The organism is Nonomuraea bangladeshensis, from assembly GCF_039529455.1.
In the GTDB taxonomy this organism is placed as follows: domain Bacteria; phylum Actinomycetota; class Actinomycetes; order Streptosporangiales; family Streptosporangiaceae; genus Nonomuraea; species Nonomuraea bangladeshensis.
Map to the genome: position 1 here is coordinate 198,953 of NZ_BAAAMV010000009.1, position 19,688 is coordinate 218,640.

18 protein-coding genes are annotated in these 19,688 nt (G+C 73.8%); 4 read left to right on the top strand and 14 right to left on the bottom strand.

Going from position 1 to position 19,688, the window contains the following annotated elements:
• Positions 1–90: 90 nt before the first annotated feature.
• The 3 genes from ABD292_RS30220 (at position 91) to ABD292_RS30230 (ending at position 2,077) form a co-directional block, all read left to right on the top strand.
• Positions 91–954 carry a dioxygenase family protein gene (locus ABD292_RS30220; protein WP_344213218.1) on the top strand — a complete coding sequence of 288 codons (864 nt, stop codon included), beginning with the start codon at positions 91–93 and terminating at the stop codon, positions 952–954.
• A 15-nt stretch (positions 955–969) separates the two neighbouring features.
• Positions 970–1,389: a WapI family immunity protein gene (locus ABD292_RS30225; protein ID WP_425565208.1), complete on the top strand. Its 420-nt coding sequence runs from the start codon at positions 970–972 to the stop codon at positions 1,387–1,389.
• A gap of 73 nt (positions 1,390–1,462) precedes the next feature.
• Positions 1,463–2,077: a helix-turn-helix domain-containing protein gene (locus ABD292_RS30230; protein WP_344213223.1), complete on the top strand. Its 615-nt coding sequence runs from the start codon at positions 1,463–1,465 to the stop codon at positions 2,075–2,077.
• Here ABD292_RS30230 and kynU read toward each other — a convergent pair.
• A complete protein-coding gene (gene kynU, locus ABD292_RS30235; RefSeq protein WP_344213225.1) occupies positions 2,074–3,327 on the bottom strand; it encodes a kynureninase in 1,254 nt (417 codons plus the stop codon). The genes ABD292_RS30230 and kynU overlap by 4 nt on opposite strands.
• Positions 3,328–3,360: 33 nt before the next feature.
• On the bottom strand, positions 3,361–4,173 hold the full coding sequence (locus ABD292_RS30240; protein ID WP_344213227.1) for a tryptophan 2,3-dioxygenase: 813 nt from the start codon (positions 4,171–4,173) through the stop codon (positions 3,361–3,363).
• Between the two features lie 144 nt (positions 4,174–4,317).
• Between ABD292_RS30240 and ABD292_RS30245 the strand changes: the two genes are divergently transcribed.
• Entirely contained in the window at positions 4,318–4,755 is a 438-nt protein-coding gene (locus ABD292_RS30245; protein WP_344213229.1) for an Lrp/AsnC family transcriptional regulator, read from the top strand.
• On the opposite strand, the gene ABD292_RS30250 is transcribed toward ABD292_RS30245, so the two are convergent.
• Genes ABD292_RS30250 through ABD292_RS30305 form a run of 12 tightly spaced genes read right to left on the bottom strand, consistent with a single transcriptional unit; the run spans position 4,739 to position 19,628 of the window.
• Entirely contained in the window at positions 4,739–5,929 is a 1,191-nt protein-coding gene (locus ABD292_RS30250) for an alpha/beta hydrolase (RefSeq protein ID WP_344213231.1), read from the bottom strand. The genes ABD292_RS30245 and ABD292_RS30250 overlap by 17 nt on opposite strands.
• A complete protein-coding gene (locus tag ABD292_RS30255) occupies positions 5,926–6,945 on the bottom strand; it encodes an LLM class flavin-dependent oxidoreductase (RefSeq protein WP_344213233.1) in 1,020 nt (339 codons plus the stop codon). Before ABD292_RS30255 ends, ABD292_RS30250 begins: the two co-directional genes overlap by 4 nt.
• A complete protein-coding gene (locus tag ABD292_RS30260; RefSeq protein ID WP_344213235.1) occupies positions 6,942–7,274 on the bottom strand; it encodes a TIGR04076 family protein in 333 nt (110 codons plus the stop codon). The genes ABD292_RS30255 and ABD292_RS30260 overlap by 4 nt, the downstream gene beginning before the upstream one ends.
• The gene (locus ABD292_RS30265) at positions 7,271–7,669 is read right to left on the bottom strand and encodes a nuclear transport factor 2 family protein (protein WP_344213237.1); all 399 of its coding nucleotides are present in this window, start codon (positions 7,667–7,669) and stop codon (positions 7,271–7,273) included. Before ABD292_RS30265 ends, ABD292_RS30260 begins: the two co-directional genes overlap by 4 nt.
• A complete protein-coding gene (locus ABD292_RS30270) occupies positions 7,666–8,901 on the bottom strand; it encodes an amidohydrolase family protein (protein ID WP_344213239.1) in 1,236 nt (411 codons plus the stop codon). Before ABD292_RS30270 ends, ABD292_RS30265 begins: the two co-directional genes overlap by 4 nt.
• Positions 8,898–10,565 carry a hydantoinase B/oxoprolinase family protein gene (locus tag ABD292_RS30275; RefSeq protein ID WP_344213241.1) on the bottom strand — a complete coding sequence of 556 codons (1,668 nt, stop codon included), beginning with the start codon at positions 10,563–10,565 and terminating at the stop codon, positions 8,898–8,900. Before ABD292_RS30275 ends, ABD292_RS30270 begins: the two co-directional genes overlap by 4 nt.
• A complete protein-coding gene (locus ABD292_RS30280; protein ID WP_344213243.1) occupies positions 10,558–12,255 on the bottom strand; it encodes a hydantoinase B/oxoprolinase family protein in 1,698 nt (565 codons plus the stop codon). The genes ABD292_RS30275 and ABD292_RS30280 overlap by 8 nt, the downstream gene beginning before the upstream one ends.
• Positions 12,252–14,315, bottom strand: a complete 2,064-nt coding sequence (locus tag ABD292_RS30285) for a hydantoinase/oxoprolinase family protein (RefSeq protein WP_344213245.1) — start codon at positions 14,313–14,315, stop codon at positions 12,252–12,254. The genes ABD292_RS30280 and ABD292_RS30285 overlap by 4 nt, the downstream gene beginning before the upstream one ends.
• Positions 14,312–16,090 carry a dipeptide ABC transporter ATP-binding protein gene (locus tag ABD292_RS30290; protein WP_344213247.1) on the bottom strand — a complete coding sequence of 593 codons (1,779 nt, stop codon included), beginning with the start codon at positions 16,088–16,090 and terminating at the stop codon, positions 14,312–14,314. Before ABD292_RS30290 ends, ABD292_RS30285 begins: the two co-directional genes overlap by 4 nt.
• Entirely contained in the window at positions 16,087–16,950 is an 864-nt protein-coding gene (locus ABD292_RS30295; RefSeq protein ID WP_344213249.1) for an ABC transporter permease, read from the bottom strand. The genes ABD292_RS30290 and ABD292_RS30295 overlap by 4 nt, the downstream gene beginning before the upstream one ends.
• A complete protein-coding gene (locus ABD292_RS30300; RefSeq protein WP_329588794.1) occupies positions 16,950–17,960 on the bottom strand; it encodes an ABC transporter permease in 1,011 nt (336 codons plus the stop codon). Before ABD292_RS30300 ends, ABD292_RS30295 begins: the two co-directional genes overlap by 1 nt.
• 3 nt (positions 17,961–17,963) lie before the next feature.
• A complete protein-coding gene (locus ABD292_RS30305) occupies positions 17,964–19,628 on the bottom strand; it encodes an ABC transporter substrate-binding protein (protein WP_344213253.1) in 1,665 nt (554 codons plus the stop codon).
• Between the last annotated feature and the right edge of the window lie 60 nt (positions 19,629–19,688).

Sequence of the window (19,688 nt, forward strand, 5' to 3'; positions counted from 1 at the left end):
TGCCGCAGAGGAGCGACACCCCTGTCCGGAGCCCTCCTGGTCGCCGCCGACGGGCCGCTGACGACATACGACGTCGATCGGAGGACCACGATGACCACGACCCCTGACCCCGCGGTCGAGCGGGCGGCGGACGAGCTCACCCGGAGCGTGCTGGCGAGCTTCGACGGCGCGCCGGAGCGGCTGCGTACGCTCGCCCGGGGCCTCGTCTCCCACCTGCACGCCTTCGTGCGCGAGCACGACGTCACCGACGAGGAGTGGCGGCACGCGATCGGCTTCCTCACCCGGGCCGGGCACCTCACCAGCGACGTCCGCCAGGAGTTCGTCCTGCTCTCGGACGTGCTCGGCGTGAGCAGCCTGGTCGACATCCTCGGCAACGCCCGCGCCGCCGGGGCCACGCCGTCGGCCGTGCTCGGCCCCTTCTACGTCGAGGGGCCGCCGGAGCTGCCGCAGGGCGCCGACATCTCCGGCGGGCTCGACGGCGAGCGGGTCCTGGCGGACATCACGGTCACCGACACCACCGGGGTCCCCGTCGCCGACGCCGTGGTGGACGTGTGGCAGGCGAACAAGGACGGCTACTACGACGTCCAGCTCCCGGACCAGGACGGGCCGGTGCTGCGGGGGCGGCTGCGCACCGACGCGGACGGGCGGCTGACGTTCTGGACGATCCTGCCGGCGCCGTACCCGATCCCCGACGACGGGCCGGTGGGCGAGCTGCTCGCCGCCGCCGGACGCCACCCGATGCGCGCCCCGCACCTGCACTTCCTGATCGCGGCCCCGGGGCGGCGCACGCTGGTCACCCAGCTCTTCGTGGAGGGCGGCGACCATCTCGGCTCCGACGCCGTGTTCGGCGTGAAGGAGCCCATCATCGTGCCCTTCGCCGAGCAGCACGGGCCCGCGCCCGACGGGCGGCCGGGGCCGTGGCGGCGGGTGCAGTTCACCTTCCGGCTGGCCTGACGGCCCGTGGAGATCATGATCGGCCGTGGCCGCGAGTCCGACCACCTGCTGATCCCGGTCCTCGGCCGCTCGTTCCCCGGCAGCGCCGACCCCTGGGACGCGAGCTGGCTGCGCACCCCCGTCCACGTACGCGCCGGCGGCTTCACCGCCGACCTCGACGCCCGGCTCCGCCTGCCCGAGCTGCGCGCATTCCGTACGGAGCTGGAGCGCGTGCACGAGCGGGTCGAAGGGACGGCCGTCCTCTCCTCCCTTGAGCACTGGATCGAGCTCTCCGTCGAGTGCCGTCCGACGGGGGCCTTGGCGGTGTCCGGGACGGTGCGCGACGATCCCGCGTCCGGGAACATCCTCAGCTTCGAGATCCAGGGCCTGGACCAGACGGACCTGCCGCCGCTCGTGGCGGCGCTGCTCGCCGTGGAGGAACGGTTCCCCCTGTGAGTTGGCCGGGGGGCGTTGCGTGAAATATGTTCATGCTGCTGAACAAACCCCCCCGACTGACATGGAGGTCCCGGTGGCGGCGTTGGAGGACCGGCGCGCGGACGAGCCCCGGCAGGAGCTCGTGGGCGCGCGGATGCGCGAGTTCCGCAAGGAGCGGGGGATGACGCTCCGCGACCTGGCGGCCAGGTCGGGACTGTCGATCGGGTTCCTCTCCCAGGTGGAGCGCGGGATCTCGACGATCGGGCTGGTGGCGCTGAACAGCGTCGCGGCGGCGCTCGAACGGGGGGTGTCGGAGTTCTTCGACGACTCCCCCGGCCGCCAGCCGGGGCGCGACGCCGACCGGCTGCCGACCCATTTCACGCTCACCCGGGCGGAGACGGCGGCCACCGAGTACGTGTCCGGCGCGCAGACGTACCGGATGTTGTCCGCGCGCGGCCCCAGCCTGGTGCTGGAGCCGCTGCTGGTGCACATCGCGCCGGGCGGGCGGCGGGAGCCCGCGTACGGGCACGCCGGCGAGGAGTTCGCGTACGTGCTGAGCGGCGAGCTGCTGTACGAGGTGGACGGCGTGGAGCACCGGCTCTACCCCGGCGACAGCGTGCACCTGCGCTCGACGGTGCCGCACAGCATGTACAACGACACCGACCAGGTGACCACCGTGGTGTCGGTGGTCACCCCCCGGTTGTTCTAGACCAGCTCGGCGGCGAGGGCCTGGGCGGCCCGCCAGCAGTCGTGGTACGTCGAGTACAGCGGCACCGGCGCGAAGCGGATCACGTCCGGGTTGCGCACGTCGGCGAGCACCCCGTGCCGGGCGTGCAGCCGCCCGGCCAGCCCGCCCGCGTCGCCGGCGGCCACCCGCACCGAGAGCTGGGCGCCGCGCCGCGCCGGGTCGGACGGCGTGATCAGCTCGATCGGGCCGCCGTTCAGCGGGGCGAGCAACGATTCCAGGTAGCCGGTGAGCCGGCGGCTGCGGGCGGCGAGCTCGGCCATCCCGGTCTCGGCGTGCACGGCGAGCGCGGCCCGCAGCGCGGCCAGGCCGAGGATGGGCGGCGTGGAGACCTGCCAGGCGTCGGCGGCGGGCACGTGGTCGCGGTCGGGGCGCATCTCGAAGCGGACCCGCTCGTCGGTGCCCCACCAGCCGGTCAGGCGCGGCAGCGCGGGGTCCGCGCCGCCGGTCAGGTGGCGGGCGTGCACGAAGCAGGCGCCGGGCGCTCCCGGACCGCCGTTGAGGTACTTGTAGGTGCACCAGACCGCGAAGTCGGCGTCCCAGTCGTGCAGGGAGAGCGGGACGTTCCCTGCGGCGTGCGCGAGGTCCCAGCCGGCCACGGCGCCCGCCTCGTGCGCGGCCGCGGTGATGCCGGGGATGTCCAGCAGCTCGCCCGTGAGGTAGTTGATCCCGCCGAGCAGCACCAGGGCGACCTTGCCGCCCTCGGCCGCCAGGTACGCGGGGACGTCGGCGGCGGGCAGCCGGACGACCGTGCGGGCCGGGTCCAGCCCGTGCCAGGCGGCCTGCCCCGCGACCGCGTAGGAGTCGGACGGGAAGGCGGTGTCCTCGATGACGATCCGGACGCGCTCTCCCCGCGGGCGGTAGAACGTGGCCATCAGCAGGTGCAGGTTGACCGTGAGGGCGTTCATGACCACGGTCTCCTCGGGACGCGCGCCCACCAGGGCGGCCATGTCCTCGCGGAGCAGCGCCGGGTAGGTCACCCACGGCCGTTCGGCGGCGAACCACGCCTCGACGGCCTGGCCGGACCACTCGGCCAGCTCGGCCTGGACGGCCGCGGCGGCGCCCTTCGGCTGCAGGCCCAGGGAGTTGCCGGCGAAGTAGGCGGTCTCCGGGTAGGGGGAGCCGGCCGGGGCCGGCGGGATCAGGAACTCCGCGCGGCGGCCGGGGTCGGCGGCGTCGGCGGCCAGGGCGTCCTGCTCGGGGTGGGTGTTCACGCGTTCTCCATCAGGGCCAGGGGGGTCGGCACGTCAGACCAGGGTGCGGGCCGACCAGAGCTCGGGGAAGATCTCGCGGCGCAGCGACCGCTCCAGCCAGCTCGCGCCGCTCGACCCGCCGGTGCCCATCTTCGCGCCCATCGCGCGCCGGACCACCACCAGGTGGCGGGTCCGCCATGCCATGAAGTTCTCGGCGAGGTCGGTCAGCGCCTCGCCCAGCTCCCAGAGCTCGTCGCCGGGGCCCTCCTCGGCGTACACGCGGGACCACGCCTTCTCCACCCGGGGATCGGGCTCGTACGGCTGCGCCGGGTCGCGCGTGAGCACGGCCTCGGGGACGTCGTGCCCGCGGCGGGCCAGGGCGGACAGGGCGGCGTCGTACAGGCTGGGCGCGCGCAGGGCCGCCAGCAGCTCGCCGTGGACCTCGGGGTTGCCGCGGTGGACCTGGACGAGGGACGGGCTCTTGTCCCCCAGCAGGAACTCCACCTCGCGGTAGAGCGCCGACTGGAATCCCGAGCCCTCGCCGAGCGCCGGCCTGAAGGCGTTGAACTGGCGCGGCGTGAGCCGGTTCAGCGGCCGCCAGGCCGCGTTCACCACGTCCAGGTACGCGGCCGCGCGCGCGATCACGGCGGTCGCCGGGGCCGGCGCGGGCCCGCCGAGCAGCTCGATCGCCAGGCGCAGCTCGGTGCGCACCAGGCCGAAGTACAGCTCCATGACCTGCGTGGTGACCAGGAACGCGGGCTCCTCGGGCTCGGCGGTGCGCGGGCCCGGCAGCTCGCGCAGGACGGCGGTGCCGACGTACGCGTCGTAAGGGGTGGCGTTCGCGAAGCGCAGTCTCGGGGCTTCCATCACTCCTCCTCGTTCACCTCAATGTTCACTCACGACGAACTATGCTGAAATAGGCGAACGAAGGTGATAGGGCAGGATGGGTTTACGTTCGGAAGGCGATCTCCCGTTTGCCTTTCGCCGCTGCCGAGAGTGACGGATGGTGCCATGGACGCGATGGACTGGGCGATCCTCGGCGAGCTGCAGGCCGACGCCCGGCTCTCCTACAGCGAGCTGTCGCGGCGGGTGCACCTGTCCGCCCCGGCCGTGGCCGAGCGCGTACGGCGGCTGGAGGAGACCGGGGTGATCTCCGGCTACCACGCCCACGTGGACCTCGGCCGGGCCGGTCGTGAGGTGCGGGCGCTGATCCGGATGGACTGCTACGGCGCCCGCTGCGTGCTGCGCCACGAGGAGGTGCTGACCCAGCCCGAGATCGTCCAGGTGTACCGGGTGACCGGGGACACCTGCTGCCTGCTCGTCGTGGCGCTCGACTCGATGGCGCACTTCGAGCGGCTGATCGACGGGCTGTCCCACTACGGGCGGCCGTCGAGCACGATGGTGCTGTCCAGCCCCGTGGCGTGGCGGCCGGTCACCCCGCTGGCCTGAGCGCCTCCTCGACGTGGGCGGCGGTCGCGGCCCAGATGGGGGCGGCCGGGTCGATCACCGAGAAGTGGTCGCCCGGGGCCTCCAGGTAGGTGACCGGGTCGCCGGTCGCGGCGCGGGCGTAGCGGCGGTTGAAGTCCACGAGGTCCGGGTCGTCGCCGGCACCCTGGACGACGAGCTGCGGGCCGCCCAGCGGGAGCCGGGCGAGCGGGCTGGAGGCCGCGTACACCTCGGGGATCTCGGCGGAGCCGCCGCCGAGCGCCAGGGCCGTCGCGCCGCCGCTCAGGTCGCGGCGGTCGCACTCCACCAGGTCCACGAGGCCGGCCAGGGAGACGGCGAGCGCCGGGCCCCGCCCGGCCGCCCACAGGTCGGCGGCCAGGCGCAGCGCGAGCTGACCGCCCGCCGAATGGCCGATCACCGCGACACGGTCCTGAGCGACGTCCGCGCCGAGGGTCTGAAGGGCGTGGTACGCGGCGGCGACGTCCGACACGGTGGCGTCCCAGCCGTGGCGGTCCGGGCGGCGGTACTCCACGTTCCAGGCGGCGAACCCGCGGGCCGTCAGGTCGGCGGCGAGCGCGTCCATGAGGTCGGCGGCCCAGCGGTTCCGGTAGAAGCCGCCGTGCAGCAGCATCGCGACGGGCGCGGGCCGCGCGTCCGGCAGGAGCAGCTCGGCGTACTGGTCGGGGTGGGGGCCGTAGGTGAGGCGGCGGGGGCGGTGCCTCACCCGGTGCGCCGCGGCCCGTACGGCCCAGGTGAGGCCGTTGACGCCGCGCCCGTACAGGTGGAGCGCGCCGCCCGCCTGGTGCGGGCCGGTCCTCGCGAGATCCAGCCAGACCAGCCGCTCACGGTACGGCCGCGCCGGCTCCATCAGGGCGCGCGCCTCGGGATCGGCTCCGGGCAGGGCGACGACGGCGTGCTCCGGCTCGGCCCCGGCGGCGTCCAGCGCGGCCGCGAACGACGCGGCATCCGGGAGCTCGACCAGCCGCCCGGCGACCCCGAGCGCGGCGAACTCGCGCTCAGCCAACTCCGCCAGCAATTCGCGATCCGCCGCGAGCCCGGCCGCGGCCAGCACGCTCACAGCGGCAGGTGCGATCGCGGCGGTTCCAGCGGCCCCGGTCGCCCCGGCAGCCCCGGCCGTCCCGGTGGCCGACGGGCGATCGGGCATGGGATCGGTCATGGTGTCGCCTTTCTCAGCATCGGCGCCACCTCCGTGGCGATGAGCAGGACCCCCTCATCGTCGGTGAGCCCGTGCGGGGTGCCGAACTCGACCCGCCGCACCCCCGCCTCGATCAGCCGCCACGCCTGCGCGGCCACCTGCTCGGGAGTGCCGGAGAACGCGAACAGGTCCAGCAGGTCGTCCGGGATCAGCCGGCCCGCCGCGTCGTCCCGTCCGGCCGCGACCTCGGCCTTGACCCGCGCCAGCAGGTCGGCGGGCACCTCGGCCGTGGGGTCCAGCTCGGCCACGACCGCCAGGTACATGGCGACCTCCCGACGGGCCTTGGCGCGGGCGGCCGTGCCGTCGACGGCGACGACGGTGACCGCGCCGAGCACGATCCCGATGTCGTCCACGGATCGCCCCGCCTCCTCGGCCCCGGGGCGCAGCCGCTCGCGCACGACCGGAACCATCGCCGGGTTGGCGCTCCCGCCGACCTTGATCTCGTCGGCGACCCGCCCGGCGAGCGCCGCGCCGCGCGGCCCCCAGGCGCCGATGAGCAGCGGCGGCCGGGCCCGCCGCACGGGGTAGCGCAGGGCGGTGCCGGGCGCGAGGCTGAACAGCTCGCCCGCGAAGCCCGACGTGTCGCCCGCGAGCAGCCGCCGCACGACCTCGGCGCACTCGGCCAGCGCGGTGAGCGGGCGCGGCTGCGCGATCCCGACCTCGCCCAGCCAGGTCCCCCGGGCCAGCCCCAGGTACGCCCGCCCGCCGGAGGCGAGGTCGAGCGCGGCGAGCTGGCCGGCGATCTCGTACGGCGCCATCGAGTACGGGTTGAGGCAGGCCGGCCCGAGCCGCACCCGCGAGGTGGCGGCGGCGATCTCCAGCAGCGGGAAGATCGGCGGCTGGTACATCAGGTCGCCGAACACCGACACCACGTCGATGCCGTTCTCCTCGGCGAGCCGCCCGAGCCTGGCGTAGTCCCCGGCCTGTTTGTCGCTCTGCAGGCCGATGCCGATCTCGAAGTCCACGGGTCCGCTCACGTCAGGTCCGCCGAGTTCATCGGACGCCGCCGCACCCGCTCGACCCGCATCGTCAGCCGCTCCTCCGGGTCCGGGCAGCAGAACAGGGTGTCCCGCTCCAGCCAGTCGCCCGCCCCCAGGTCGCGCTGCTTGGCCGCGAGGAACGGCAGGACGCTGGCGAGCGCCCACACGCAGAAGTGCCGGCCCTCCGGCAGCCGCAGGTGGGCGCTGTTCTCCAGCTCGAAGTAGTCGCCGACGGCCATGCCGCAGACCGAGCGGCCCTCGATGGCGTCGACGGTGACCCGCAGGTCGTACAGCTCCATGTCCGGCTCGGGACCCGCCCCGGTCACGGCTCGCTCACCAGCTCGGCGTGGTGGTGGGCGATCAGCCAGCGGCCCCGCGTGTGCCGGAGCACGTCGGTCACCCTCGTGTGCTGGGCGGGCGCGCCGTGCGGCTCGGCGACCAGGACGTACCTGGCCACGCCGACCTCGCCCCAGACGTCGATGCGCTTGTCGCGGGCGGTGAGCGTGTCCATGACCGGGCGGCGGCCGGAGCCGTCGCGGGCGTCGCGATAGGCGTCCAGCTCGGCGCGGGTGCGCAGCGGGCCCGGGAGGTGGGTCTCCCAGGTGGTCACGTCGGGGTGCAGGTGGGAGTCGAAGCGGGCGCGGTCGCCGGAGACGAACGCGGCGTACATGTCGTCGATCGCGGCGGCGATGGCCGCCGCGGCGCCCTGGACCAGGGTCATGCTGCCTTCCTTTCCGAGCGGACGACCTGGCCGCCCTTCATCACCCAGCGGACGCCCCGGTACGCCGACGCCGACGCCAGCGGGTCCTCGTCCATCGCGACGAGGTCGGCGTAGCGGCCGGGCTCGACGGTGCCGATGTCCGCCTCGGCGCGCAGCCAGCGGGCGGGGCCGAGGGTGGCGGCGTAGAGCGCGCGGGCGGGGCCGATGACCTCGGCCATGTGCTCCAGCTCCCGTACGGTCGCGTTGGTGCCCTCGAACCCCCAGAACGGCGGCATGTCGCTGCCGAGCAGCACCTCCACCCCGGCGGCGACGGCGGTGGCGAAGCTCCCCAGGTGCTCGGGCCCGGCGTTGAGCGAGCGGCACTGCATCCATTCCGGCACGCCGAGCTCGTCGAAGAACTCCTTGCAGCGGGTGACGAGCAGGGTGGGCACCAGCGCGGTGCCGCGCTCGGCCATCTGGGCGGCGACCTCGGGGGTGAGCTGGTAGCCGTGCTCCACGCAGTCGAGGCCGAGCGCCACGGCCTGGGCGATCACGGCGGCCGGCCCGGCGTGGGCGGTGACCTTGCGCCCCCAGGCGTGCGCGGTCTCGATCACCGCGGCCATCTCGTCGGCGAACAGCTGCGGCGTGTCGATCGACTCGTGCCGCCCGGCGATGCCGCCCGAGATCATGACCTTGATGAGGTCGGCCCCGGCCTTGATCTGGGAGCGGACGCCGCGCCGCAGGCCGTCGGCGCCGTCGCACTCCAGGGTGTCGCTGCCCTCGTGGCCGTGCCCGCCGGTGCAGACGAGCGCCCGCCCGGCGGTGAAGATGCGAGGGCCGGGCACCCGGCCGGCCTCGATGGCGCGGCGCAGCGCGAAGTCGGCGTGGTCCTTCTCGGCCACGCAGCGCACGGTGGTGACGCCGCAGTCGAGGGTGCGGCGGGCGCCGTCGGCCATGTAAAGGGCCAGCTCGTGCGGGTTCATGTCCTTGACCTGGTCGCCGGCGGTGCCGGGGAGGGACAGGGACAGGTGGGTGTGCATGTTGACCAGGCCGGGGGTGACGTACGCGCCGCCGAGGTCGAGGTGGGCGACCTCGCCGGGCACGGCGTCGGCGGCGGCGAGGACGTCCTCGCGGCGGCCCACGTCCACGATGCGCTCGCCCCGGACGAGGATGCCGGCGTCGGGGACGGGGTCCGCTCCCGTGGCCGCCCGGCCGTCGGCCACGGTGCAGCCGGTGATGACGACCGTGTTCATGGTGCTCCTTCCAGCAAGCCGTAGATGTCGCGGGCGGCCTCGGGCGAGACGTAGCCTTCGGCGACGTCGCGGCGCACCGCCTCGGGGTCGCGCCCGCGCGGGTCGCCGTGCCCGCCGCCCCCCGCCGTCAGCAGCGTCACCCGGTCGCCGGGCTCGACCTTCACCCGTTTCGTGCTGACCCGCGCCTCCCGGTCGGTGCCGGGGAAGACGATCACCTGGTTCGGGTCCGGCTCCAGGCCGCCGTCCAGCGCCCAGGGCCGCGACCGGGTCTTCTTGATCACCGACAGGAACTCGCCCGGCGTCGTGAACCGGATGTCCCGCCGCAGACCGACCCCGCCCCGGTGACGGCCCGCGCCGCCCGAGTCCGTACGCAGCTCCAGCCGCTCGAAGAACATCCCCGTCCGCGCCTCCAGCACCTCGACGGGCGTGTTGCGGGCCTGCGTCTGGGCCGGGTGGTTGGCCGGTCCGATGCCGTCGTGGGCGGGCGTGCCGCCCCAGCCCACGGCGTCGTTGTTGCTGACGGCGAAGAGCCGCCCGGTGTCCGGGTGCGTGCCGACCATCATGAAGCCGGGCACGTCGCCGCCGGAGGAGGCGGGCAGCCGGTCCGGCATGCCCTGCGCCAGCGCCTTGTAGATCAGCTCCAGCGCGACCGTCCCCGTCCACTGCGTGAACGTGGCCGCGGGGTAGACGGCGTGGAACAGCGTGCCGGGCTCGGCGCGCACCTCCAGCGGCGCGAAGTGGCCCGCGTTGGTCTGCTCCCAGGGGGTGGTGATCGCCTTGAACGCGATGCGGCAGGTGGCGATGGTGGCGCCTAGCGGGAGGTTGACCGGTCCGCGCGTCATCCCGGAGGAGCCGGCGAAGTCGACGGTGAACCGCCCGTCGGCGACCGTCACGGTGACCCGCATCTTCACCGGCTCGTCGGTGACGCCGTCGTCGTCCAGCCAGTCCTCGGCGGTCCAGGTGCCCTGGGGCAGCGCAGCGACGGCGTCGGCGGCCGAGCGGGCGGCGGCCTCGACGGCCCGGTCCACGGCGGCCTCGACGAGCGGGGTGCCGTAGCGGGCATGCAGTTCGGCGAGGCGGCGCTCGCCGGTGCGCAGGGCGGCGACCTGGGCGTGCAGGTCGCCGATGACCAGGTCCGGCATGCGGGAGTTGAACCGGATCAGCTCGTGGATGTCCCGGACGGGCTCCCCACGGGAGAACACCTTCGTCCCGGGGAAGATCAACCCTTCCTGGTGCATGTCCGTCGAGTCGAGGACGTAGCCGGGATCCTTGGCACCCAGGTCCATCCAGTGGGCCCGGACGCACACGAAGCCCAGCAGCCCGGCTTCCCCGTGCACGGGCGCGAACAGGGTGGCGTCGTAGGAGTGGGCCGCGTTCCAGTACGGGTAGTTCAGCAGCACCACGTCGCCGGGGTGCAGGTTGTCGCGGCCCACGTACTCCACGCCCTTGCGGATGGAGTGGTCGTTGGCGCCGAGGAACCGGCTGAGCCCGGTGGCCTCGGCGATCAGCCGCAGGTCGGTGTCGTAGACCGAGATGCCGTAGTCGCGCACCTCGTAGATGACGGGGTTGAAGGCGGTGCGTTCCAGCGTGGCCCGCATCTCCTCGGCGACCGCGACCAGGTGGCAGCGCACGACCTCGGCGGTCGCGCCGTCCAGGTCAGGCATCGTCCACGCCGTAGACCTCGCGGGCGGCCTCCGGTGAGACGTAGCCCTCGGCTACGTCGCGGCGCACCGCCTCGGGGTCGCGTCCGCGCGGGTCGCCGTGCCCGCCGCCGCCCGCCGTCAGCAGGGTCACGCGGTCGCCGGGCTCGACCTTCACCCGCTTGGTGCTGACCCGCGCCTCCCGGTCGGTGCCGGGGAAGACGATCACCTGGTTCGGGTCCGGCTCCAGGCCGCCGTCCAGCGCCCAGGGCCGCGACCGGGTCTTCTTGATGACCGACAGGAACTCGCCCGGCGTGGTGAACCGGATGTCCCGCCGCAGACCGACCCCGCCCCGGTGGCGGCCCGCGCCGCCCGAGTCCGTACGCAGCTCCAGCCGCTCGAAGAACATCCCCGTCCGCGCCTCCAGCACCTCGATCGGGGTGCTCCGCCCGGCGCTGCCGGAGACGTGGGTGGCCGCGTTCATGCCGTCGTGCTCCGGCGTGGCGCCCCAGCCGACCAGGTCGTTGTTGCTGACCGCGAAGAGCTGGCCGGTGTCCGGGTGCGTGCCGACCATCATGAAGCCGGGCACGTCGCCGCCGGAGGAGGCGGGCAGCCGGTCCGGCATGCCCTGCGCCAGCGCCTTCATGATGAGCTCCACCGCCACGATGCCGGTCCACAGCGTGAACGTGGGCTGGGGGTAGACGGCGTGGAACAGCGTGCCGGGCTCGGCCAGCACCTCCAGCGGGACCGTCGTGCCGTGGTTGGACGGCTCGTCGGGCGAGGTCAGCGACTTGAGTATGACCTTGCAGAGGGCGACGGTGGCGCCGAAGGGCATGTTGATCGGGCCCGGTGTGGCCTGCGCGGAGCCGGCGAAGTCGACGGTGAAGCGGTCGTCCGCGACCGTGACGGTGACCCGCATCTTCACCGGGTCCTCGGTGATGCCGTCGTCGTCCACCCAGTCCTCGGCGGTCCAGGTGCCGTGCGGCAGCGCGGCGAGCGCGGCGCGGGTGCGGGCCTCGCCGTTCTCGATCATGCGCTGCACGGCGGCGTCCACGGTGGGCCGGCCGAACTTGTCGATGATCTCCAGCAGCCGGCGCTCGCCGGTGCGCAGGGCCGCGACCTGGGCGTGCAAGTCGCCGATGACCAGGTCCGGCATGCGGGAGTTGAACCGGATCAGCTCGTGGATGTCCCGGACGGGCTCGCCACGGGAGAACACCTTCGTGCCCGGAAAAATTAACCCTTCCTGGTGCATGTCCGTCGAGTCCAGCACGTAGCCGGGGTCCTTGGCCCCCAGGTCCATCCAGTGGGCCCGGACGCACAGGAAGCCGACCAGCGTCCCGTCGGCCGCCTCGTCCGCCGGGTCCGGCTGGAACACCGGCGCGAACAGCGTCGCGTCATAGGCGTGGGCCGCGTTCCAGTACGGGTAGTTCAGCAGCACCACGTCGCCGCGGTGCAGGTTCTCCCTGCCCACGTACTCGACGCCCTTGGCGAGGGAGAAGTCGTTCGCGCCGAGGAAGAACGTCAGGCCGGTGGCCTCGGCGATCAGCCGCAGATCGGCGTCGTACATCGACAGGCCGAAGTCGTGCACCTCGTAGATGACCGGGTTGAACGAGGTGCGGATCAGGGTCGCGCGCATCTCCTCGGCCGCCGCCAGCAGGTAGCTGCGCACCACCTCGGCCGTCGCGCCGTCCAGCCGCACGTTCGCCTCGCTCATGAGCGCACCTCCGGGGTGAGGGTGACCAGCAGGTGGCCGAAGGGGTTCACCTGGACCCGCTGCCCGGAGTGCACGACCGTGGTGGAGGTGCCCTCGTCGATCAGGGCGGGGCCGTCCAGGACGTCGCCGGGCTCCAGCTTGGCCCGGTCGTACACGGCGAAGGACGTCACCTCGCGGCCGCCGAAGTCGAAGGCGTCGCGCGAGCCGATGCGGGCCCGCGCCGGGTCGCCGTCGCCCGGCTCGTACGCGGGCAGCTCCGGCTTGTCGATCCGGCCGATGCCGCGCACCCGCAGGTTGAGAATCTGCAGCCGGTTGTCCATGACGTGCCCGTACCGGGCGTGGTGCAGCTCCTCGAACGCGGCCCGCACCGCGTCCGGCCGCAGGTCACGGCCGACGGGGACGGTCAGCGAGTGCTCCTGCCCGAGGTAGCGCACCTCCATGGCGCGTTCGAGCACGGCCTGCCCGGCGGGGATCGCCTGCGCGGCCAGCGAGGCCGCCGCGGCCGACTCCGCCTCGGCGAACACCGCCTCCAGCGCGTCGAGGTCGGCGTCGTCCAGCGTCGTCATGACCGTACGCGACACGTCGTCCACGATGTCGGCCGTCAGCATCCCCCACGCGGAGAACCCCGACGGCGCGAACGGGACGATCACCTCGGGGATGCCCATCTCGCGGGCGAGCAGCGGAGCCAGCAGCGGCCCAGCGCCGCCGAAGGCCAGCAGCGAGAACACCCGGGGGTCGTGGCCCCGCTCGACCGTGATCTGCCGCACCGCGCCGACCGTCTTGGCCAGCAGCACGTCGAAGACGCCCGCCGCGGCCGCCTCAACGGCGAGGCCGAGCGGCTCGGCGATCTGCTCGCGCAGCGCGTCCCTGGCCGCCTCGTCGTGCAGGCGCATGTCGCCGCCGAGGAACCGGTCGGGGTCCACGTAGCCGAGGGCGACGGCGGCGTCGGTGACCGTCGGCCGGTCGCCGCCGCGCCCGTAGCAGACCGGTCCTGGGACGGCGCCCGCGCTCTGCGGGCCGACCTTGAGCAGGCCCCGGTCCAGGTAGGCGATCGAGCCGCCGCCCGCGCCGATGGTGCGGATGTCGTAGGCGGGGATGAGCAGCGGGAACTGCTCCAGCTTGGCCTCGTAGGCCGCCACGGCCTGGCCCCGCTCGATCACGCAGGTGTCGAGCGAGGTGCCGCCGATGTCGAAGGTCAGCAGGTTGTCCCGGCCGAGCGCGGCGGCCACGTACGAGGCCCCGGCGATCCCCCCGGCCGGGCCGGACAGCACGGTGTGCATGGGCGAGGTCTTCGCCACGGCCGAGGTCATCGACCCGCCGCCGGAGCGCATGATGAGGAACCGGCCGGCGAAGCCGTCCTCGGCGAGGCCGGACTCCAGGCGGTCCACGTAGCGCTCGAAGATGGGGCGGATGTAGGCGTCGAGCACGGTGGTGCTGGTGCGCTCGTACTCGCGGTACTCGCGCACGATGTCCGTGGACACCGACACGGTGACCTCCGGGTACGCCTCCCGCACCAGCTCGGCCGCGCGCAGCTCGTGCTCGGGGTTGAGGTAGGAGTGCAGGAAGCACACGGCGATCGTGCGCACCCCCTGCTCCTCGACCAGGATCCTGGCCGCCTCCCGCACGTCGCCCGGGTCCAGCTCCTCCACCACGCGGCCCTTGTAGTCGAGCCGCCCGCGCACGCCGATCGTGGCGGCGCGGCGGACCAGGCTCTCGGGGCGCTGGTACTGGAAGTCGTACATGTGGTCGGCGGGCACGTTGCCGCGCCCCAGCAGGAAGATGTCGCGGAAGCCCGCGTTGGCGATGATGCCGGTGGGCTCGCCGCGCCGCTCCAGCACCGCGTTCAGCCCGAGCGTGGTGCCGTGGATGAACAGCTCCACCTCCGCCGGGTCGGTGCCGAGCAGGCCGACGGCGGCGAGCACCCCCTCCCAGGGGCGGGCGGGCGTCGTCGGGGACTTGCGGAAGCGGACCGCGTGGGTGCGCGTGTCCAGCTCCATGGCGTCGACGAACGTGCCGCCGATGTCGACGGCCAGCCTGATCGCGGGCATGGGATGCGTCACCTCTCTGGTCCTTCTCGATCCGGCGGGTCCGGGAGCTCGTGGGCGCGGCGGCAGGCGACGCTGACCGGGCCGAGGATCCGCAGCTCCTGCTCCTCGGCCCGGCAGACGTCCTCCGAGTACGGGCAGCGCGGCGCGAGCGCACAGCCCGCGCCGGGAACGGCCTCCTCGGGGTCCTTGGTCAGGCTCACGCCCGCGCCGTCCGCCCGCCCGGCGAGGGTGGGGGCGGCGGCGAGCAACGCCTTCGTGTACGGATGCCGGGGCCGCGCGAAGACCTCCTCGACCGGCCCTTCCTCGACGATCCGCCCCAGGTAGAGCACCACCACCCGGTCGCAGACCCCGCGCACGGTGGCGAGGTCGTGCGAGATGAACACCGAGCCGCGGCCCCGCTCGGCCGTCACCTCGCCGATCACCTTGAGGATCTGCGCCTGCACGGTCACGTCGAGGGCGGAGGTGGGCTCGTCGAAGACGACGAGGTCGGGCTCGCCGGCCAGCGCCCGTGCGATGCCGACGCGCTGCGCCTGGCCGCCGGACAGCTCGTGCGGGCGCCGGGTGGCGTACGTGCCGTCGAGGCCCATGCGCTCCAGCGCCGCCGTGACCAGGCGGGCCCGTTCGGGGGCCTTGACCCCGGCGGCGCGCAGCGGCTCGGCCACGGCGTCGGCGACGGTGCGGCGCGGGCTGAGCGAGCCGATCGGGTCCTGGAAGACGAGCTGGGCCCGCCGCCGCAGGTCGCGCAGCTCCCGGCCGCGCAGTTTCGACGGCTCGCGCCCGGCCAGGGTGACCGTGCCGCGCGACGGGGCGATCAGGCCGAGCATGAGGCGGGCCAGGGTGCTCTTGCCGCTGCCGCTCTCGCCGACGACGCCGACCGTCTCGCCCGCGCGCACGCTCAGGCTGACGCCGCGCAGCGCGTGGTGGCCGCCGGAGCCGAAGCGGCTGCCGTACACGACGTGGGCGTCCTCGATCCGCACGACCTCGTCCCCGGGGGTGGCGGCAGTGCGGGCCACCGGTCTGGTGACGTCGGGGACGGCCGCCAGCAGCGCGCGGGTGTAGGGGTCGGCGGGGGCGGCCAGGACGTCGGCGGCCGGGCCGTGCTCGACGACCGCGCCCGCGTTCAGCACCACCAGCCGGTCGCAGACGCGGGCGATGGAGGCGAGGTCGTGGGAGATCAGCAGCACGCCCCTGCCCTCCTCGTCGGCCGCCTCGCGGAAGCGCCGCAGGATCTCGCGGGTGAGGGTGACGTCCAGGCCGGTCGTGGGCTCGTCGGCGATGAGCAGGCCGGGGGCGCAGCCGGTGGCGAGGGAGATCATCACGCGCTGGGCCTGGCCGCCGGACAGCTCGTGCGGGTAGTGGTCGAAGCGCCGGGCCGCCGACCTGATGCCGACGCTCTCGAACAGGGCGACCGCCGCCGTACGCGCCTCGGCGGCGGCCACGCCCTGGTGCGTGGTCAGGCGGTCGGTGAGCTGACGGCCGATGGAGCGGGTCGGGCTGAGCGCGCCGCGCGGGTTCTGGAAGCAGATCGCCGCGCCGCCGCCCCGGTGCGCCGCGAGCGCGGCGGCGTCCATCGTCAGCACGTCCGCGCCGTCGAACAGGACCTCGCCGGTGGCGCGGGCCGCGCCCGGCAGGAGGCCGACGATCGAGCGGGCGATCATGCTCTTGCCGCCGCCGCTCTCCCCCACGAGGCCGACGACCTCGCCGCGGCCGACCGTCAGGTCCACGCCCTTCAGCGCCTGGACCTCGCCGATGGTGACCCGCAGGTCCCTGATGTCGAGCAGGCTCACCGTACGACCCCCGCCCGCTCCTGCAGCCCCTCGCCGAGCAGGCTGAACCCGAGCACGCTGACCAGCAGGAACAGGCCCGGCGGCACCGAGGTCCACCAGCGCCCCGCGACCACGTCCGACGTGCCGAGGCTGATCATGGCTCCCCACTCGGCGGCCGGCACGGTGACGCCGAGGCCGAGGAAGGACAGCCCGGCGAGGGTCAGCATGGCCCAGCCGCAGTTCAGCGGCGCGATGACGCGGACCGGGGTGAGGCTGTTGGGCAGCACGTGCCGCCACAGGGTGCCGAGCCCGGACGCGCCCGCGGTCCGCGACGCCTCCACGAACGGCAGCTCGCGCACCGTGCGCACCTCGGCCCGTACGAGCCGGGCGTAGGCGGGGGCGTTGACCAGGGCGACCACCAGGATCAGGTTGCCCGCGCCGCCGCCGAGCAGGGCCGCGACCGCGAGCGCCAGGATGAACGCGGGGAACGCCTGGAAGACGTCGAGGACCCGCATGAGCACGTCGTCCACCCGGCCGCCGCGGTAGCCGGCGAGCAGCCCGAGCGCGGTGCCGAGCACCACGGCGAGGGCCACGGAGGCGATCGCCACGCCCAGGTCGAGGCGGCCCGCGTACAGCACCCGGCTGAGGATGTCCATGCCGTTGACGTCCGTGCCGAGCGGGTGCGCCCCGCCGGGCGGCGCCAGCGAGGCCGTCGGGTCGATCTCCTCGGGGCCCCAGCGGACCAGCAGCGGGCCGATCAGCACGGCGAGCGCGACCAGGCCGAGGAGCGCCGATCCCGCCCTGATCAGCGTGGTCGCGAAGCGCCGGTCCGCGGCGACGCGCGGCGGGCCGGAGTCGGCCGCGGTGGTCAGGTCGGCCATCAGATCCTCACTCTCGGATCGAGCACGGCGTGCACCACGTCGGCGATCAGGAAGATCAGCGTGTAGCAGAGCGCGATCACCACGACGGACGCCTGCACCACCGGGTAGTCCCGGTACAGCAGGCCGCGCAGCGCCCACTGCCCGAAGCCCTGCCAGGAGAAGACGTACTCGACCAGCACCGTCGAGCCGATCGCGAAGCCGAACACGAGCGCCGCGAGCGCGGGCAGCCGCACCAGCGCGGCCCGGGTGAGGTAGCCGCGCAGCAGCGTCCGCGCGGACAGGCCGTGCGCGGCCGCCGCCTGGTACGCCTCCGACCCCAGCACCTCCAGCGCCGAGGCCCGCACGCTGCGCAGCAGCGGCGCGACGATGACGACGACCATGGTCAGCACCGGCAGCACGAGGTGCCCGGCGGCCGAGGCGAACGCCGGGCCGTTGCCGGTGAGCGCCGCGTCCAGCAGGTCCGCCCCGGTGATGAGCGTCAGGTCGGTGTCCGGATCGACCCGGCCGCTCGGCGCGGGCACCCAGCCGAGGACGCTGTAGGCGAGCAGGATCAGCACCAGGCCGAGCCAGAACTCCGGCAGCGAGTTGCCCACCAGGGCGAGCACCCGCAGCGTGTGGTCGCCGGCCCGGCCGGCCCGCCGCGCCGACCAGATGCCGAGCGCGGTGGCGAGCAGCGTGGCGATCACCACGGCGAGCACGACGAGCTCCATCGTCGGCCCGACCCGGACCGCCATCTCGCCCGCCACGGACGCGCCGCTCTGGATGGAGGTGCCGAGGTCGCCGCTGAACAGGCCGCCCACGTAGTCGAGGAACTGCCGCCACAGCGGCTGGTCCAGCCCGTAGCGGGCACGGGCCGCCGCCGCGTCGGCCTCGGTCGCGTTGGGGCCGAGAATGGTGCGGATCGGATCGCCCGGCAGCACGCGGACCAGCACGAACGTCACCACGATGACGCCGAGCAGCACGGGCACCGCCTGGAGCAGGCGCCGGGCGGTGAACCGGGCGATCCGCACGGGTCAGACCCCGCTCAGGTAGCGCAGGCGGGCCAGGCCGTCCATGGGCTGCACCCAGCCGGCGACCTTCTCGCGCACGGGGAGGGTGAAGTTCGGCTGGCAGATGATCGCCCAGGGCACGTCCTCGGCGAGGATCTCCTGCACCCGGGCCCACAGCTTGAGCCGGTCGGCGTCCTCGACCGTGGTGTGTGACTTGTCGAAGATCTCCTCGATCTCGTCGTTGACGTAGTTGGAGTAGTTGAGGCTGGCGCCCTTGGTGAAGCTGGTGCCCAGCATGTACTCGACGTCGTTGACCCAGAGCTGCCCGGCCGTGAGCTGCAGCGGGATGTTCTTCTTGCCCCGGCGCTCGCCGAGCGTGGCCGGGTCCAGCGGGACGAGCTTGAGCTCGATGCCGGCCTTCCTCGCCTCGCTCTGCACGAGCACGGCGATCTGCTGCTGCTCGCCGTTGTCGGCCTCGAAGACCAGCTCGGAGCTGATCGCCGACTTGCCGGCCTCGGCCAGCAGGGACTTGGCCTTGTCCAGGTCGTAGGCGTAGGGGTAGCCGGTCTCGGCGTAGCCCGGCATGTCCAGCGGCACCAGGCTCTTCGCAGGGCGGGCGTCGCCGCCGTAGACGTTGGCGATGATCTGCTCGTACGGCACCGCGCAGGCCAGCGCCCGGCGGACCTTGACGTCGTCGAAGGGCGCGGAGGTGACCGACATCTGGATGGCGACCTGGTTGTTGCTCGGCGCCGAGATGACCTTGATGCCCTCGGCGTTCTTGAGGTCGGCGATGTCGCGCCGGCTCATGCCGAGGGCGAGGTCCACGTCGCCGGCCTGGAGCTGCAGGCGCTGGTTGGCGGCGGCGGGGACCACGGTGAGCCGGATCGTGCTCAGCTTGGCCGGGTCGGGGCCGGGGTAGCCGGTGTTCGCGGCGAGCTCGATCTCCTGGCCCTGGACGGCCTTGGCGACGTTGAAGTAGCCGCCCGTCGGCGGGTTCTTGGCGAACCACTCCTTGGCCCAGGGGTCGGCGTCGGTGGCGTGCTTCTTGGCCTCGGCGGAGTCGAAGACGTAGAGGGAGATGGCCTGGATCTGGCGGGTGAGCGCGCTCGGGAACGCCTGGTGGAACTCCACGGTGTAGTCGTCCACGACCTTGACCTGGTCGGCCTTGGTGAGCCCGATCAGCCGGTAGACGCCGGCCACGTTGGCCTGGGCGGCGAACGCGCGGTCCTTCGACCACTTGACGTCGGCGGCGGTCATCTCGTTGCCGCTGGCGAACTTCACGCCCTTGCGCAGCTTGAGCGTCCAGACCTTGTTGTCGGCGTCGGGCTCGAAGGACTCGGCGAAGGTGGGGGCGATGTTCTCGCTGTCGAGGATCTGCGAGCCGCCGACGTCCTTGACGCCGTAGTCGATCAGGTACGGGAAGACGTTCTTGTAGAGCATCAACGCGGTGAGGTCGAAGCCCACGAAGTCCTGGTCCCAGCTGCTGATGTAGCTGCTCACGGCGATGCGGAGCGTTCCACCGGACGCGCCGGTCCCGCCGGACGCCGACGGCTGGGGCTCGCCGCCCGCCTTGGTCCCGGCGGCGCAGCCGGCCGCGAACAGCAGCGCCACGCTGCCCCCGAGGCGCAGCGCCGACCTGCGCGACAGCGGCGAAGACGTGGCGGCGTCCGGGCGCGGGAATCCGGCCATGTGTCCTCCTGGGGGACGGAAGGGACGGCATGTTCAGCCAGGCGTTCCGTTCATGAACGC